This window comes from Paenibacillus sp. CB74, from assembly GCF_055687625.1.
Genome location: NZ_CM146009.1, coordinates 3,324,607 through 3,338,491, shown reverse-complemented (window position 1 = coordinate 3,338,491; position 13,885 = coordinate 3,324,607). Strand labels below are relative to the sequence as shown.

Below are 13,885 nucleotides of genomic sequence, written 5' to 3'. Positions count from 1 at the left end.
AGGAAGATGTGTCATGATAGTGAATGAACAGACAACCGGGAACAATAAGAAAATGACAACTTATCTGGCACCCCTCGTGCAGCAGATACCTCCATCCGGAATTCGTAAATTTTTTGATCTGGTTGGGGACAACAAGGATATTATTACATTGGGTGTGGGTGAACCTGATTTTGTTACACCTTGGCATATGCGTGAAGCCTGTGTCTACTCGCTGGAAAGAGGTATGACCAGTTACACATCCAACGCAGGTATGCCGAAGTTGAGAGAAGCCATCAGTGAATATCTGGATACTCAGTTTGATACCAAATACGATCCCAAGGATGAGATTATTGTCACCGTGGGTGGCAGTGAAGCGATTGATCTGGCTTTGCGCGCGTTAATCGTACCTGGCGACGAGATTCTCATTCCTGAACCTTCCTACGTGGCTTATTCACCAATCGCTTCAATCGGTGGCGGTATACCGGTTGGGGTTGAAACCTACGCAAAAGATCAGTTCAAGTTAACGGCCGAAGCACTTGAAGCTGGCATCACACCGAAGTCGAAAGTGGTTATTCTGTGTTATCCGAGTAATCCCACTGGGGCCATCATGACGTATGAAGAGTGGCTGCCGATTGCTGAAGTGATTAAAAAGCATGATCTGATTGTAATCGCTGATGAAATCTATGCTGAATTGACGTACACACAAAAACATGTTAGCTTTGCAGCTATTCCTGACATGAAGGAGCGAACAATTCTCGTAAGCGGATTTTCGAAGGCATTTGCAATGACAGGTTGGCGGATCGGTTACATGTGTGGTCATCCTGAGCTTATTGCAGCCATGCTCAAAATCCATCAGTATACAGTAATGTGTGCACCGGCCATGGGTCAGGTTGCTGCACTTGAGGCATTGACGAACGGTTTGGGTGAGAAAGATCGGATGGTAGAATCGTATAATCAGCGTAGACGTTTAATTGTGCAGGGATTCAGGGATATTGGACTTGATTGTCATGAACCTCAGGGAGCATTCTATGCATTCCCGAGTATTCAAAAGACAGGTATGAGTTCCGACCTGTTTGCTGAGCGATTGTTAACGGAGAATAAAGTTGCTGCTGTTCCCGGCAATGTTTTTGGCCCTCAGGGTGAAGGCTTCTTGCGCTGTTCTTATGCTACTTCTGTAACCCAATTGAATGAAGCTTTGGAACGAATCGGAAACTTTGTTTACAAACTGCAAAAAGAGGGTTAATACTAAAGTAGAATCTTTTTACAAATGTGACATTGTTATCGTTGGAAAAAAATAACTTTCTTTTACAAAATAATGTGATATAATTTCAATTTGAAATAAGTTTTCATATATTTGGAAAACATTTTTCCAAGGAGGGGTTAGCTTTGTTTTGTGTTGAATATGATTTACCGACGAATCGTGGGCACGTTCTGGCAGAAGGCGATCATGGCGACCGATGGTCGGTGAAACCCGATAACGCATCTTTGCATGACATTTCCTTGGAAGATGAAATTCATATGCTTCGTCGCAAGATGGAACAGATCTTCCTCGAAGAGAAATCATTCACATCCGATATTGTAATTGAAATCAGCAGTTTGCTGGATTTAAAGATTAATGAGTATATGAAGGCTAACCCGATCAAAGCAAAATAACGTTTATGCCGGATTGAAACGTTTCATTAATCGAATTAGAGAGGGAGACCTGAGAGGGTCTTCTTTTTTTGTGTGTGCTAAGGCAGGGTGATCGCCCGATCAAACAGGTTATTTTTTTGCGTGGAACAATTGTGATATATTGGACGTAGGAGACTAAAGGGGGAACTGGAATGAAGAGATTTTGGGGGCTTACTGCGATCGTTTCAATTGTTTTTCTGCTTGCTGGTTGTGGTGGTAAAGATGGTTTTTCCATTTTTATTATTGATAACCAAGGAAATCCATCTGTAATCTCAGAACAGTTACAGGCTAATCTGCAACAGAAACTGGGCGAGGAACCCAAGGTGGAAGTGATCACCAGTGCGATGTATGATGTTCAGAAAATTATGGTTGAGTATGCAGCTGGAGGACATGATATCTTCATTTTGCCTGAATCTGACATGAAACAATATGGAAGTAATGGTTCCAATATTCCGCTGGATGATACTTTTGACCCCAAGAAGTTTGAACGGGGTGTATTTGAGGGTGGAGTATTGGTAGAGAAGGGTGAAGGAGATGGAGGTTCAGATATCAAACAAGAATCACATCTTTACGGCATTCCGCTCGAAGATATGAAAATGTTTAAAGATGTAGAATATGCTGCGAGCAATCTGTTCGCTACCATTCCAGTGTCATCTTCCAATGTCGAAGAATCCAAGAAAGTGCTGAAGGCGCTGACAGAGTAAAGAAAATTCAGAATGGCTATGGAAGGAGGGAAGCGGATTGCTGATTACGGTCACAGGCGGCATAGGTAGTGGTAAAACCCGGTTTGCCCTCAAGTACGCAGCCGGGATTAGCCGGGAGGGTGTATATTTATCCACTGGTGATCATGATCCCGTTATTCCCGAATTGCCATCCGCTCATTATCGTGCCATTCATGCCGGGAACGGTCAGCATCTGACAGAGGTGATCACCCAGATTAATCGGGAATCCAATCTGTTTTTGGCGGATCAGCGAATTGTAATTGTAGATAGTCTGACCTCCTGGATGGCTACCAGTTTCAGAGCAACCGAGGATCTGAATCAGCAGCGATCAGAGACACAGCTTTTGCTTGATGCGTTATTGTCTTATCAGGGGAAGCTGCTTGTGATTACCAATGAAATGCATGGCACATTACATCCTACCGAGGAAGAACGAATATTTACAGCGAGAATGGCTTCGGTTAACCGGATGCTGCAGATACATGCTGAAAAGATGTACATGCTGGTATCTGGTCTGGCTATCGATCTTAAGAGTCAGGGCATGCGCAATGAAGATGAACGATAGTGAGATGACATAAACGGGTGACATAAAGAAGCCTCCTTAACCACGAATGGGTGGCGAGGAGGCTTTATTTAATCATCGTTCTTTATTTTTTCTTTTTGCTACGTCTGATCCACCAGATGATACATCCGATAACAATAATGGCTAGCATGACGTACACCACGATGGAATAGACGTCCATAAAGTGCAAAATGCTCTCCCACGATGCGCCTAGCGCAGCACCGACGCAGACAAGAATGACATTCCAGATCAATGTACCAATGGTTGTAAAGAGAAGGAATAAACCAAATTTCATATTGGACATGCCTGCCGGAATGGAGATAAGACTACGTACGAGGGGAACCATTCGGCAGAATAATACGGTCCACATGCCATATTTGTCAAACCATGCATCGACACGGTGAATATCCTCTTTTTTGATGCGTAGCACATGTCCCCAACGTTCCACAATTTTCTCAAGGCGCTCGACGTCAATGAGCAGACCAATACCATACAGCATGACAGCACCAAGGACGGAGCCGATGGTAGCAGCGATAATAACTCCTGGAAGAGTTAGACTGGTGTAAGTGGTCATGAAACCGCCAAAGGGCAAGATGATTTCGGATGGAATCGGGGGGAATACATTCTCAAGAGCAATAATGAGTGCAATGCCTATGTAGCCGTATTGTTCCATGAAATCGGTTATCCAGTTTTGCATAATCGTCTCCCTTTGCTTTTGGTTTCCTTCGATTTGTCGTATACTCGGCAGAGCACACCAATTCTTATATACGTGTACAGCGAGAAACTGGTTTCTGAAAAAATAGCATTCCCGTATTCATTAATGATATTAACAATTGGAGGGATAACGATGGGCATATATACACGAACAGGTGACGAAGGTCAGACCTCGGTTATTGGTGGACGTGTCATCAAGGATGATGACCGAGTAGAGGCTTATGGTACGATTGATGAATTGAACTGTTTTGTCGGTCAGGCGATTAGCCTTATTGACTCAGCTCAGGGCGAATTCGACGATCTGCGTGAACATCTGCTAGAAGTGCAGCAGGAATTGTTCGATTGCGGGTCGGATCTGGCCTTCGTGAAGATTAGTGAGACCAAATATAAGGTGAGAGATGAAATGGTCACACGTCTGGAGCAATGGATTGACCAGTATGATGCAGAGAATCCGAAAGTGGAACGCTTCATTATTCCAGGTGGCAGCCAGTTATCCTCTGCTTTGCACGTATGCCGTACCGTATGTCGCCGCGCAGAACGTCGCACGGTAACACTGGGACAACATACGGATATTAATCCGTCTGTACGGCGGTATCTAAACCGACTGTCTGATTATTTCTTCGTGGTTGCACGGACGGCCAACGCGAGACAACAGGTGGCCGATATTGAATATGTGCGGAGCAAAAAAGTCTTCCGCCGCAAAGAATGAGCCAATACTATTCGCCCATTGTCTACACGGTGACCGAGCAAGAAGATGGCTGGCTGCTGAAGACCGTGCTTCAGCGGCGGCTGCTGGTGTCCCGCAAGCTCTTGTCCAAAATCAAGCTGACGGAACAAGGCGTTATGCTTAATGGGGAGCGCGTATACATTAGCGTCAAGGTAGCTGCAGGTGATGTCGTTGAAGTTCGGATGGAACAAGAGGAATCGGATGATATTTTGCCTGAACCTATCCCCTTTACCGTTCTGTATGAAGATGAGCACTTACTTGTTGTCAACAAGGATGCAGGCATCATCGTTCATCCGACACATGGACATTACACAGGTACTTTGGCGAATGGAGTCGTTCATTACTGGAAATCCAAGGGTGAGCGATTCCGGTTTAGACCAATTCATCGTCTTGATCAGGAAACGTCAGGTGTGCTGGCTATAGCCAAGAACCCGTATGTGCACCAGCACGTATCTGAACAGATGATTGCAGGGACGGTAGATAAGAAATATATTGCGTTTGTACACGGCAGCCCCGTCCCGGAACAAGGGTCAGTGGATGGGCCGATTGACAGGGATCCTGAAGAGCCACACCGTCGAATTGTAACGCCTGATGGTTACGCGGCGAGAACGTTGTATACGACGTTAACACGTTGGGCAGAGGGCACCGCCAGTGAAGTAAGTCTCAAGCTAGAAAGTGGAAGAACCCACCAGATCCGGGTACATATGACGTCCATCGGTTGCCCGTTGATCGGAGATCGGATGTACAAGACACTACCTGAGCATGAGATCAATGAGCAGGCCATGGCTGTTCGGGAAGAACGGGATAGCTGGATCGAACGCCAAGCCTTACACGCCTGCGAATTGACGTTTGAGCATCCAATTCTACAGGAACGCATGACGTTCCATGCCCCTTTGCCAGCAGATATGGCCGCGCTAGAGAATCGTTTGAATGATGACGCAGCTCCCAGAGAAGAATTGTAGGAAGCCTGCAACGAGGCTCTTAGATTTCCTTAGATACGCCCTCTGTATAGTAGGTGTTGTAGCTTTTTGTACGGTCCATCTTGTTAGGCCCTTTCTGCTTAAGTTTCAACGCTAGTAAGCTATTCCATTGTGAGGGGTGCTATAATGCACCCGAACAACATGCCGTAGGCTAATCTTTATGGTTTAATGTGTTGATGTTTACCCATTTCATGTTAAATATTTCATGAATTCAAATCTCAAAAGCTTTTAAGGATATAAAAGCTGTAAGACTTTGACCCAAAAATATAGCGAATGAGTGTTTTTGAACACATTCGCAAAAAATCAGTAAAATTACATGGCGATGGTATCGATTTGGAGCGACTTTTGGATTTGCGAAGCAAACCAAGGGAAGCGAGAAGTCGAGACCGGAGCCACACGAAACCGGAGCATTTGGAGGTAAATAAATGAGCAACTTAAAAGTATATCAATATGCCAAATGCGGCACATGCCGCAAAGCTGTAAAGTGGCTTGAAGCGCAAGGACATGAGCTGGAGCTAATCCCCATTTTTGACACACCACCATCAGAATCTGAACTAACAGAATTGATCCAGAAAAGCGGGCTCGAGGTGAAAAAGTTCTTTAATACGAGCGGGGAAGTGTACAAAGAACAACAATTGAAGGACAAGCTGCCAGGCATGTCCGCTGATGAACAGATTCGTTTGTTGGCTTCCAATGGTCGGTTGATCAAACGTCCGATCGTTACGGATGGAGAAAAGGTGACAGTTGGTTTCAAGGAAGAAACGTTCGAGCAGGAATGGAATAACGCATAAGCGTGCTGAATACCAGCCTTGAATTGTTCAAAATTCAGGGCTTTTTTGGCTGAACGATGGTTGGCGGAACTATGCTATAATGATAGAATTAGTTTCGTATTTTATATGCTAGATCAGGATAGGAGAGAACAAATTCAAGTGAATCAACGTAATGAACCTACTTTGTTGCTGGTGGACGGTATGGCGGTGTTGTTCCGTGCTTTTTATGCGACATCTGCAAGCGGATATATCAGACGTACAAAGGCAGGATTGCCTACCAACGCAGTCTACGGATTTATCCGTTATTTCTGGGATGCGGTTCAGACTTTTGGGCCAAGTCATGTCGTATGTTGTTGGGATATGGGCGGTAAGACGTTCCGCGGTGAAGAATATGCAGCCTACAAAGGCAACCGGTCTGAAGCTCCGGATGACCTGATTCCCCAGTTCGCCCTGATTCGTGAAGTCATGGATAGCCTGGGTATTCCGAATATAGGTGCACAAGGATTCGAAGCTGACGATTGCATCGGGACGCTTGCTAAGTATTATACCGAAGAGACAGATATGAATGTTATGGTACTGACGGGTGACCACGACATGTTGCAACTGATTAATGATCGCACGAGTATCATTATTATGAAAAAAGGCCATGGCAACTACATGGTGTACAATCCTGAAACGCTCATGGCAGAGAAACAACTGACACCTCGTCAAGTCATTGACATGAAGGGTCTGATGGGAGATGCCAGTGACAACTATCCCGGAGTACGGGGAATTGGTGAGAAAACAGCGTTGAAGCTTGTACAGGAATATGGCTCCATTGAAGGGATTTTGAGCAACATGGATAAACTGACCCCTTCGGTGCGTAACAAGATTGAGAATGATCTGGACATGCTTCATCTGTCCCGCAAACTGGCAGAGATTCATTGTGCTGTTCCGGTTGCCTGTGCGCTGGATATCTGTGAATTGCGTCTTGATCCGGATATGGTGATGGACAAGTTTGAACAACTTGAGATGAAGAGCCTCGGCTCTTGGATGGGAGTGGCAATAGGGTGAGCAACATGAAGAACGTACGATCAGGCAAAAAGTGGTGGACAGGGGCTATGGCCCTCGTCCTGGCCTTGCCAATAATTCTTTCGGGAGCAGTAAGTGCGCCACAGACAGTGGATGCCAAAGCAGCAATTAGCACCAAAGTACAGAAAGTAAAAGCAGCAGGACGTAATTTTACCGTACAGACCGTTTCGATTCCGAAGGGAACACCGGTTACCGTGGGACTCGCGAAGAAGCAAGTTGGCCAGACGGCTACATTGCCATCGATTGTGAAAGCCTATGGTGCACAAGCAGCCATTAATGGAGCATTTTTCGAAGCATATAATGGAGCACCAGATCCATACGGCATGTTAATAGCAAATGGTAAGGTCATACATATTGGAAGATACGGAACATCCATCGGATTTAAGGAAGATGGCTCGGCGATCATGGATTCACTTCAGGTGAATTTGACAGGTAAAGTAACAGATACAAAAGGCAAATCACGCAGTTGGTATGCGACATTTATTAATCGAACACCCTCTGCGAATGCAAGCATTACGATGCTGTATACACCTGAACGAGGTGCGACAGTCGGGTTCAAAGGTGGTACTGCAGTAGTCATGGAGAAAGGCATCGTGACCAAAAAAGTCCCTAACACCAATGTAGCCATTCCTAAGAATGGCTCTGTGCTGGTCTTCACAGGCAACCAAAAGTCCTCTTCAGATCGTTTCACCGTTGGCTCAACCGTAGAAATGAATTACAAATATACGAACGCAGCAGGTAAAGAGATTCCTTGGCAAGATGTGGTGACCGCTGTGGGAGCAGGTCCGCGTCTGGTGAAAGACGGCAAGGTAGCTGTAAATCCGACGAGTGAAGGTTTCAAGGATGCCAAGATTCTTAATGCTTCCGGAGCCAGAAGTGGTATCGCAATCATGGCGGACGGTTCTGTTATGCTGGCTACCGTTTCCGGAGCAACAATCAAGGAGTGGGCAGCTGTGATGCAAAAGCTTGGGGCGAAGCAGGCCATGAATCTGGATGGTGGCGCATCTTCAGGCATGTACGCCGGGGGCAAAATGCTGACCTCACCAGGTCGACTTTTGAGTAATACACTCGTATTTGGTGGCTCTGTTCGTTAAAAGAAAGTGATTATGGGAGGGATGACGCAAATGACACTCACATCTGATCGAAAGCCAGAGGAGGGTAGTACAGCTGTTCTGGCCATCAATGTAGGACTGCCGCAACCGCTCTCTGGGCAGAAGCGTGAAGTGCTGAGCGGCATTGTGAAACACCCTGTATCCGACGCGGTTTTCCTGTCATTCACTGGAATGACAGGGGATGCGCAGGCGGATCTGGTGCATCATGGAGGCCCTGACAAGGCCGTTTGTGTATACGATTACAGTCGTTATCCGGAGCTGGAACAGTTGATGGATCGCAAGCTGGACTGGGGAGCTTGTGGAGAAAATCTGACGGTTGAAGGCTGTGCCGAAGAAGTCGTTCGGATTGGTGATGTCTACGAGTTGGGCGAAGCCACAGTGCAGGTCAGTCAGCCCAGACAACCTTGCTTCAAGCTGGGCGCGCGGTATGATTATAAGGAACTGCCTGTATATTTTCAGGAGAGTGGATATACCGGCTTTTACTTTCGTGTCCTGCAAGAAGGTGAGGTAAGGCCTTCATCGACATTTCGACGGATCAGCACCGATCCTGCATCAATGACCGTTCTTGAAGCCAATCGAATTATGCATCAGGGGAAAGAAAATGTCGAAGGTATCCAGGCGCTGCTGGCCATTTCTGCGCTGTCAGACAGCTGGAGGCAGACGTTAATGAAACGATTGTCCAAGCTGGAGAACAAGTAGCAGGATAACTATAGTGTCATCAAGTAAAGCACGAAAAATGATTTCCTTTTTAAACTAACTTGGGAGTGTGACTAACATGACGATCTTAGGCGCAATTGAAGCAGGCGGAACCAAATTTGTATGTGGTATTGGCACAGAAAACGGAGAAGTTCTGGAACGCGTAAGTTTTCCAACAACAACACCGGAAGAGACAATGGCTCAAGTGATTTCGTTTTTTGAAGGCAAAGGCATTGAAGCTCTGGGCGTAGGTTCATTTGGTCCGATTGATCCGATTGAAGGAAGCCCAACGTATGGCTATATCACAACAACACCGAAGCCACATTGGGGACAATATAACGTGATTGGCAAGCTCAAGGAGCATTTTGATGTACCGATGACATTTGATACGGATGTGAATGGTGCTGCACTTGGAGAAGCAACCTGGGGCGCTGCACAAGGTCTTGAGAGCTGTCTGTATATCACTGTGGGTACAGGTATTGGTGCAGGTGCTGTAGTTGGCGGTAAAATGGTCCATGGATTGTCACATCCAGAGATGGGACATATCATTGTACGCAGACATCCGGAGGATACATACGAAGGTTTCTGTCCGTATCATGGCGACTGCCTCGAAGGCCTTGCAGCTGGTCCGGCCATTAACAAACGTTGGGAGCAACCGGCTTATGAGCTGCCTGCAGATCATAAAGCATGGGAGATTGAAGCACATTACCTGGCACATGCACTGATGAATTATGTTCTCATTCTCTCTCCACAGAAAATCGTAATGGGTGGCGGAGTAATGAAGCAGGAGCACCTGTTCCCGATGGTGCGTAGCAAACTTCAGGAGTTGCTGGCTGGATACGTTCAGCATCCGGCACTTCAATCCGACATTGACCAGTATGTTGTTTCACCAGGACTTGGCGACAATGCAGGGCTGTGTGGTTCGCTGGCGCTTGCCAAGTTGGCATTGAATAAGTAGGTCATTAAGGGATTGACGAATTTTACCATTGTGGTATGATATGGGCAACAGCATAGTACGGTTAATGAGGAAGCACCTCTCTTGCATGGATTTTGCAGGAGGGGTGTTTTTTTTGTGCTGCCTGTAGGTAGTGTAGCTAACCCGTTTAGGCTGAAATGTTAAAGGGAGGGAACGGAAATGGAAGTCATTTTCATTAACAGATTGTCCAGAATGTCAGATCAGAATGCAGAGTATGCACAGCTATGGATTGGGGAAGAGGAAGATGGTTGGCAGCTGGGATGGAGTCGCTACGAGGAAGGAGAACGTGAGGACAGCATCTGGTATGAAGGGACTTCTTGGGAGGAACTGCTTCATATTTATCGTCATCAGCTCGCCATACAGATGAGTGAGGGATACCGACCGCAGTTACAGGGGTTATTTCATGAGAATGATGATTTGAAGTTGCGCAGTTATGGTGGGCAGCGACTCCATTGTTACAGTGAGTTATACGGCAATGAGCAGTTATATACGGATTTGTGCGCCTGGCGTAGAAAGAGAGCCGTGTCTGACCGGAAGGCACCGTATTTTATTGCAACGAATCGTCTGCTGCGTTTGATCAGTGCCTTTGTGCCGCAATCGGTGGATGAACTGATGCAATTGCCGGGCGTAGGGGAGAGCAAAGCGACCGACTATGGTGCGGAATGGATGGAGATTACGAACGGGTTGGAGCGTTCAACGACATTCCCGCTGGAATGGGTGTACACGGCGCTGAAGGAAGAAGAGTATGAGAACTGGTTATACAAGCAGAGAGAGCAGAAGTACAAACAGGAACTTGATAAGTTCACCACGCGCAAGCAGGTGCTTGAAGGCATGAAGGAAGGGCATACGTTAGAAGAAATCGTTAATCGATCCGGATTATCCCGACGCGAGTTGATTGAGCTGTTAGAGGCACTGGATCTCGAAGGTTATGACACCGATTGCCTTCTTGATGTGGAGCTTGCTGTGATGCCAGAGAACGAACAAGAGGCTGTATGGAGTGCATATGAGGAGCTGGGAGATACGTTCCTGAAGCCAGTATTACATAAGGTGTATGGAGCGGAGAAGCCCGACGGAGGAAGTCTGGAGCAGGTCTATGAAAAACTGCGCATGATTCGCATCCGCTTCCGTCGGCATGCAGAGACAGAGCGGAATGTAAGTTAGTTGCAGGGTATAGAAAAAGACGACGCGTTCCTCCAAGAGGAGCGCATCGTCTTTGTTATTTCGTACGAGTTCATACCCAGTCTTTTTTGCGGAAAATGAAGAACATGCTCAGGCCCAGTGTAACCATCAGGCCAATCACAACAAAATAGCTGTATTTCCAGTTAAGCTCGGGCATATTCGTAAAGTTCATACCGTATATACCGGTAATAACCGTCAGCGGCATGAAGACCGTGGTAATGGCGGTAAACACACGCATGATCTCATTCGCCCGGTTCGCTATACTGGATTGGTAGGCTTCTCGCAAGTTGCCCATCAGGTCGCGATAAGTCTCAAAGGTTTCCGATATTTTTACGGCATTTTCATAGATGTCACTGAAATACTTTTGCAGTTGATCATCGATGAGACGCAGGTCTTTTTTGTTCAGTGTATTAATGACCTCTTTCTGAGGTCCAAGCACTTTTTTCAACCATAGAATCTCACTTCGCAGCCCGATGATTTCATTCAGATGTGACTTTTTGGTATGCATCAGAATGTCTTCCTCAAGCTTCTCGATCCGAGCTTCAATCCGGTCACCCACGGTGAAATAATTATCAACGATCAAGTCGACCAGCAAATACAGCAGACGGTCCGGTGTACTGATTTCCTGTTCCCACAGGATTGGTTTCAGTGTGCGTAATTCGCTGACCTTCTGCTTTGTAACACTAATGATGAAATGTCTGCCAAGGAACAAGTTGACTGCACGCAGAAAAATCTCTTCATTATCGAAACGTATGCTATTAATTACAATAAAATAATGGTTCTCATAAATTTCAATCTTCGGACGTTGTTCTTCGTCACTAAGACAGTCTTCCACAGCCAGATCATGCATCAAGAACAGCGGTTGAAGTACCGCCAAATCGTCTACATCTGCATCAATCCAGTAAAATCCTTCCGCTGGTGGAGTCAGCGCCTGCTGAATATCGTCCACCGGAATAAACACACCGTTGTTTACCAACCGGATTTTCATCGTTAATCTACTCCTTCTGCACCCGCCAACTCGGCGGATATTATCATTATGGGCGCAAAAAGAACAAATCAGCCGGTCGGCAGCGGAGCCTGGAGATCAGGGCTGCGTTCACTATATAATCAAACGGAAGTCACGTCCCGCTGCCGGCATGCTGATGTCAATTCTCTATGCAGTTTGTCGGAATTCGGCTGCCAGTCAGGCCTCGGGTCGCCATCCATTTAATATGTCACCTCTCACATAAGGGTTTATAACACCTTGTTTAGTATACCGCTGGTACAAGGTGCTTTCAAGCGCAAAAATGTGTCTATTTCGCGCCCTGAGGCAGTGTATGACAACGGATGAAGAACGGTTCCGATCTGGACAGCAGACAGAGAACTGCACCTTGACGTAAGGGCATTAATGTAATAAAGTAGACGGTGAACCATATTAAATTACAATCTAATACAGCGAAATCTTATCAAGAGTAGGTGGAGGGACTGGCCCGATGAAACCCGGCAACCGGCGGTATACCGCACGGTGCTAATTCTTGCAGCGACCTAGTGTCAAGTGGCACTGTTGTAACTGAGAGATGAGAGAGGCGCATATCTATTTACATATGACCTTTCTCGAAATCCGAGGAAGGTCTTTGTCATATGCCCCGACTTCTCAGCAGTGATTTTCGCTAAGGAACTTGAGGTTGTTTGTAACGTTGGATGAAAGAGCAATTCAATGTTTTTACAAGCTCAAGGCAGTCTGTCACTGTATTGATATGAAGACATCAAGCCAGTGGCAGTTGCATCTATCTATGCACAAGGAGGAGTTAGACTTACCATGCCAATCAAAATTCCGGATACTTTACCAGCAAAAGAAGTACTTGAAGGAGAGAATATCTTCGTCATGGATGAAACTTCTGCATACCAGCAGGATATTCGTCCACTCCGTATCGCTATATTAAACCTGATGCCGACAAAGGAAACGACCGAAACACAATTGCTTCGTCTGGTCGGAAACACGCCTATTCAGGTGGATGTTGTTCTCGTACACCCCAAATCCCATACGTCGAAGAATACGTCTCAGGAGTATTTGGATCTGTTCTATAAAACCTTCGACGAGATTGAACACCGACGTTTCGATGGCATGATTATTACGGGTGCCCCGGTGGAACAGATGGATTTCGAAGACGTGAACTATTGGAATGAGATCCAGGAGATCTTCGAATGGACCAAAACCAATGTGACTTCAACCCTCCACATATGTTGGGCTTCCCAAGCAGGTTTATACCATCATTTTGATGTGCCGAAAGTACCACTTGATGAAAAGTGCTTTGGTGTTTTCCCACATACGATCAATAAACCACATGTTCCATTGTTGCGTGGATTTGATGAAGTATTCAACGTTCCACATTCCCGTCATACGGAAGTGAGACGCGAAGATATTGAAAAGAATGAAAATTTAGAGATTTTGGCTGAATCCGAGGAAGCGGGTATCTTCCTGGTTGCGACCAAAGACGGCAAACAAATTTTTGCCACAGGTCATGCCGAGTACGACCCGTTCTCATTAAAGTGGGAGTATGACCGGGATGTAGCCAGAGGGTTGGATATTGCATTGCCTAGACACTATTATCCAAATAACGATCCTTCCCGTGTGCCACCGGCTACCTGGCGCGCTCATGCCAACTTATTATTCTCTAACTGGCTCAATTACTATGTGTATCAAGAAACACCTTACGATATTGGCCCGCAAATCTAATCGAGATTACAGG

At 46.2% G+C, this 13,885-nt stretch carries 15 protein-coding genes and 1 riboswitch; of the genes, 13 read left to right on the top strand and 2 right to left on the bottom strand.

Annotated elements, in window-relative coordinates:
* Positions 1 to 13 precede the first annotated feature (13 nt).
* The 4 genes from ACX9NY_RS14690 to ACX9NY_RS14675 all read left to right on the top strand — a co-directional run bounded on the left by ACX9NY_RS14690 (position 14) and on the right by ACX9NY_RS14675 (position 2,934).
* Positions 14 to 1,222, top strand: a complete 1,209-nt coding sequence (locus ACX9NY_RS14690; RefSeq protein ID WP_339260031.1) for an aminotransferase class I/II-fold pyridoxal phosphate-dependent enzyme — start codon at positions 14 to 16, stop codon at positions 1,220 to 1,222.
* 188 nt (positions 1,223 to 1,410) lie between these two features.
* Positions 1,411 to 1,632, top strand: a complete 222-nt coding sequence (locus ACX9NY_RS14685; RefSeq protein WP_179198508.1) for an aspartyl-phosphate phosphatase Spo0E family protein — start codon at positions 1,411 to 1,413, stop codon at positions 1,630 to 1,632.
* A gap of 170 nt (positions 1,633 to 1,802) precedes the next feature.
* Positions 1,803 to 2,354 carry a hypothetical protein gene (locus ACX9NY_RS14680; RefSeq protein WP_339240844.1) on the top strand — a complete coding sequence of 184 codons (552 nt, stop codon included), beginning with the start codon at positions 1,803 to 1,805 and terminating at the stop codon, positions 2,352 to 2,354.
* A gap of 37 nt (positions 2,355 to 2,391) precedes the next feature.
* Positions 2,392 to 2,934 carry a bifunctional adenosylcobinamide kinase/adenosylcobinamide-phosphate guanylyltransferase gene (locus tag ACX9NY_RS14675; RefSeq protein ID WP_339240845.1) on the top strand — a complete coding sequence of 181 codons (543 nt, stop codon included), beginning with the start codon at positions 2,392 to 2,394 and terminating at the stop codon, positions 2,932 to 2,934.
* An 82-nt stretch (positions 2,935 to 3,016) separates the two neighbouring features.
* On the opposite strand, the gene ACX9NY_RS14670 is transcribed toward ACX9NY_RS14675, so the two are convergent.
* Entirely contained in the window at positions 3,017 to 3,628 is a 612-nt protein-coding gene (locus ACX9NY_RS14670; protein ID WP_339260033.1) for a DedA family protein, read from the bottom strand.
* A 150-nt stretch (positions 3,629 to 3,778) separates the two neighbouring features.
* On the opposite strand from ACX9NY_RS14670, the gene ACX9NY_RS14665 reads away from it, so the two are divergent.
* From ACX9NY_RS14665 to ACX9NY_RS14630, 8 genes are all read left to right on the top strand, one after another.
* Complete coding sequence (locus ACX9NY_RS14665) at positions 3,779 to 4,354, top strand: cob(I)yrinic acid a,c-diamide adenosyltransferase (RefSeq protein WP_339260035.1); 576 nt, start codon at positions 3,779 to 3,781, stop codon at positions 4,352 to 4,354.
* Positions 4,351 to 5,334, top strand: a complete 984-nt coding sequence (locus ACX9NY_RS14660; protein WP_472479080.1) for an RluA family pseudouridine synthase — start codon at positions 4,351 to 4,353, stop codon at positions 5,332 to 5,334. Before ACX9NY_RS14665 ends, ACX9NY_RS14660 begins: the two co-directional genes overlap by 4 nt.
* 443 nt (positions 5,335 to 5,777) lie before the next feature.
* Positions 5,778 to 6,143 (top strand): arsenate reductase family protein, encoded by a 366-nt coding sequence (locus ACX9NY_RS14655; RefSeq protein WP_339240850.1) that lies wholly within the window; start codon positions 5,778 to 5,780, stop codon positions 6,141 to 6,143.
* A gap of 138 nt (positions 6,144 to 6,281) precedes the next feature.
* Positions 6,282 to 7,175 (top strand): 5'-3' exonuclease, encoded by an 894-nt coding sequence (locus ACX9NY_RS14650; protein WP_339240852.1) that lies wholly within the window; start codon positions 6,282 to 6,284, stop codon positions 7,173 to 7,175.
* Positions 7,176 to 7,180: 5 nt separating this feature from the next.
* Positions 7,181 to 8,287 carry a phosphodiester glycosidase family protein gene (locus ACX9NY_RS14645; RefSeq protein WP_472479077.1) on the top strand — a complete coding sequence of 369 codons (1,107 nt, stop codon included), beginning with the start codon at positions 7,181 to 7,183 and terminating at the stop codon, positions 8,285 to 8,287.
* A gap of 30 nt (positions 8,288 to 8,317) precedes the next feature.
* Complete coding sequence (locus ACX9NY_RS14640; protein WP_339260040.1) at positions 8,318 to 9,004, top strand: MOSC domain-containing protein; 687 nt, start codon at positions 8,318 to 8,320, stop codon at positions 9,002 to 9,004.
* A gap of 76 nt (positions 9,005 to 9,080) precedes the next feature.
* Complete coding sequence (locus tag ACX9NY_RS14635) at positions 9,081 to 9,959, top strand: ROK family protein (RefSeq protein ID WP_047842269.1); 879 nt, start codon at positions 9,081 to 9,083, stop codon at positions 9,957 to 9,959.
* A 177-nt stretch (positions 9,960 to 10,136) separates the two neighbouring features.
* The gene (locus ACX9NY_RS14630) at positions 10,137 to 11,138 is read left to right on the top strand and encodes an HRDC domain-containing protein (RefSeq protein ID WP_472479075.1); all 1,002 of its coding nucleotides are present in this window, start codon (positions 10,137 to 10,139) and stop codon (positions 11,136 to 11,138) included.
* Between the two features lie 70 nt (positions 11,139 to 11,208).
* Here the strand turns inward: ACX9NY_RS14630 and corA are convergent, their stop codons facing one another.
* Entirely contained in the window at positions 11,209 to 12,144 is a 936-nt protein-coding gene (corA, locus tag ACX9NY_RS14625) for a magnesium/cobalt transporter CorA (RefSeq protein ID WP_472479073.1), read from the bottom strand.
* Positions 12,145 to 12,595: 451 nt separating this feature from the next.
* Positions 12,596 to 12,719: riboswitch (SAM riboswitch) on the top strand.
* Between the two features lie 235 nt (positions 12,720 to 12,954).
* Between corA and metA the strand changes: the two genes are divergently transcribed.
* Complete coding sequence (gene metA / locus ACX9NY_RS14620) at positions 12,955 to 13,872, top strand: homoserine O-acetyltransferase MetA (RefSeq protein WP_339260044.1); 918 nt, start codon at positions 12,955 to 12,957, stop codon at positions 13,870 to 13,872.
* The last annotated feature ends 13 nt before the right edge of the window (positions 13,873 to 13,885 follow it).

Coding starts and splice junctions, on each gene's coding strand:
- ACX9NY_RS14635 (WP_047842269.1), top strand. CDS start 9,081: ATGACGATCTTAGGCGCAATTGAAGCAGGCGGAACCAAATTTGTATGT.
- ACX9NY_RS14640 (WP_339260040.1), top strand. CDS start 8,318: ATGACACTCACATCTGATCGAAAGCCAGAGGAGGGTAGTACAGCTGTT.
- ACX9NY_RS14630 (WP_472479075.1), top strand. CDS start 10,137: ATGGAAGTCATTTTCATTAACAGATTGTCCAGAATGTCAGATCAGAAT.
- ACX9NY_RS14655 (WP_339240850.1), top strand. CDS start 5,778: ATGAGCAACTTAAAAGTATATCAATATGCCAAATGCGGCACATGCCGC.
- ACX9NY_RS14645 (WP_472479077.1), top strand. CDS start 7,181: ATGAAGAACGTACGATCAGGCAAAAAGTGGTGGACAGGGGCTATGGCC.
- ACX9NY_RS14660 (WP_472479080.1), top strand. CDS start 4,351: ATGAGCCAATACTATTCGCCCATTGTCTACACGGTGACCGAGCAAGAA.
- corA (WP_472479073.1), bottom strand. CDS start 12,144: ATGAAAATCCGGTTGGTAAACAACGGTGTGTTTATTCCGGTGGACGAT.
- ACX9NY_RS14670 (WP_339260033.1), bottom strand. CDS start 3,628: ATGCAAAACTGGATAACCGATTTCATGGAACAATACGGCTACATAGGC.
- ACX9NY_RS14665 (WP_339260035.1), top strand. CDS start 3,779: ATGGGCATATATACACGAACAGGTGACGAAGGTCAGACCTCGGTTATT.
- ACX9NY_RS14680 (WP_339240844.1), top strand. CDS start 1,803: ATGAAGAGATTTTGGGGGCTTACTGCGATCGTTTCAATTGTTTTTCTG.
- metA (WP_339260044.1), top strand. CDS start 12,955: ATGCCAATCAAAATTCCGGATACTTTACCAGCAAAAGAAGTACTTGAA.
- ACX9NY_RS14690 (WP_339260031.1), top strand. CDS start 14: ATGATAGTGAATGAACAGACAACCGGGAACAATAAGAAAATGACAACT.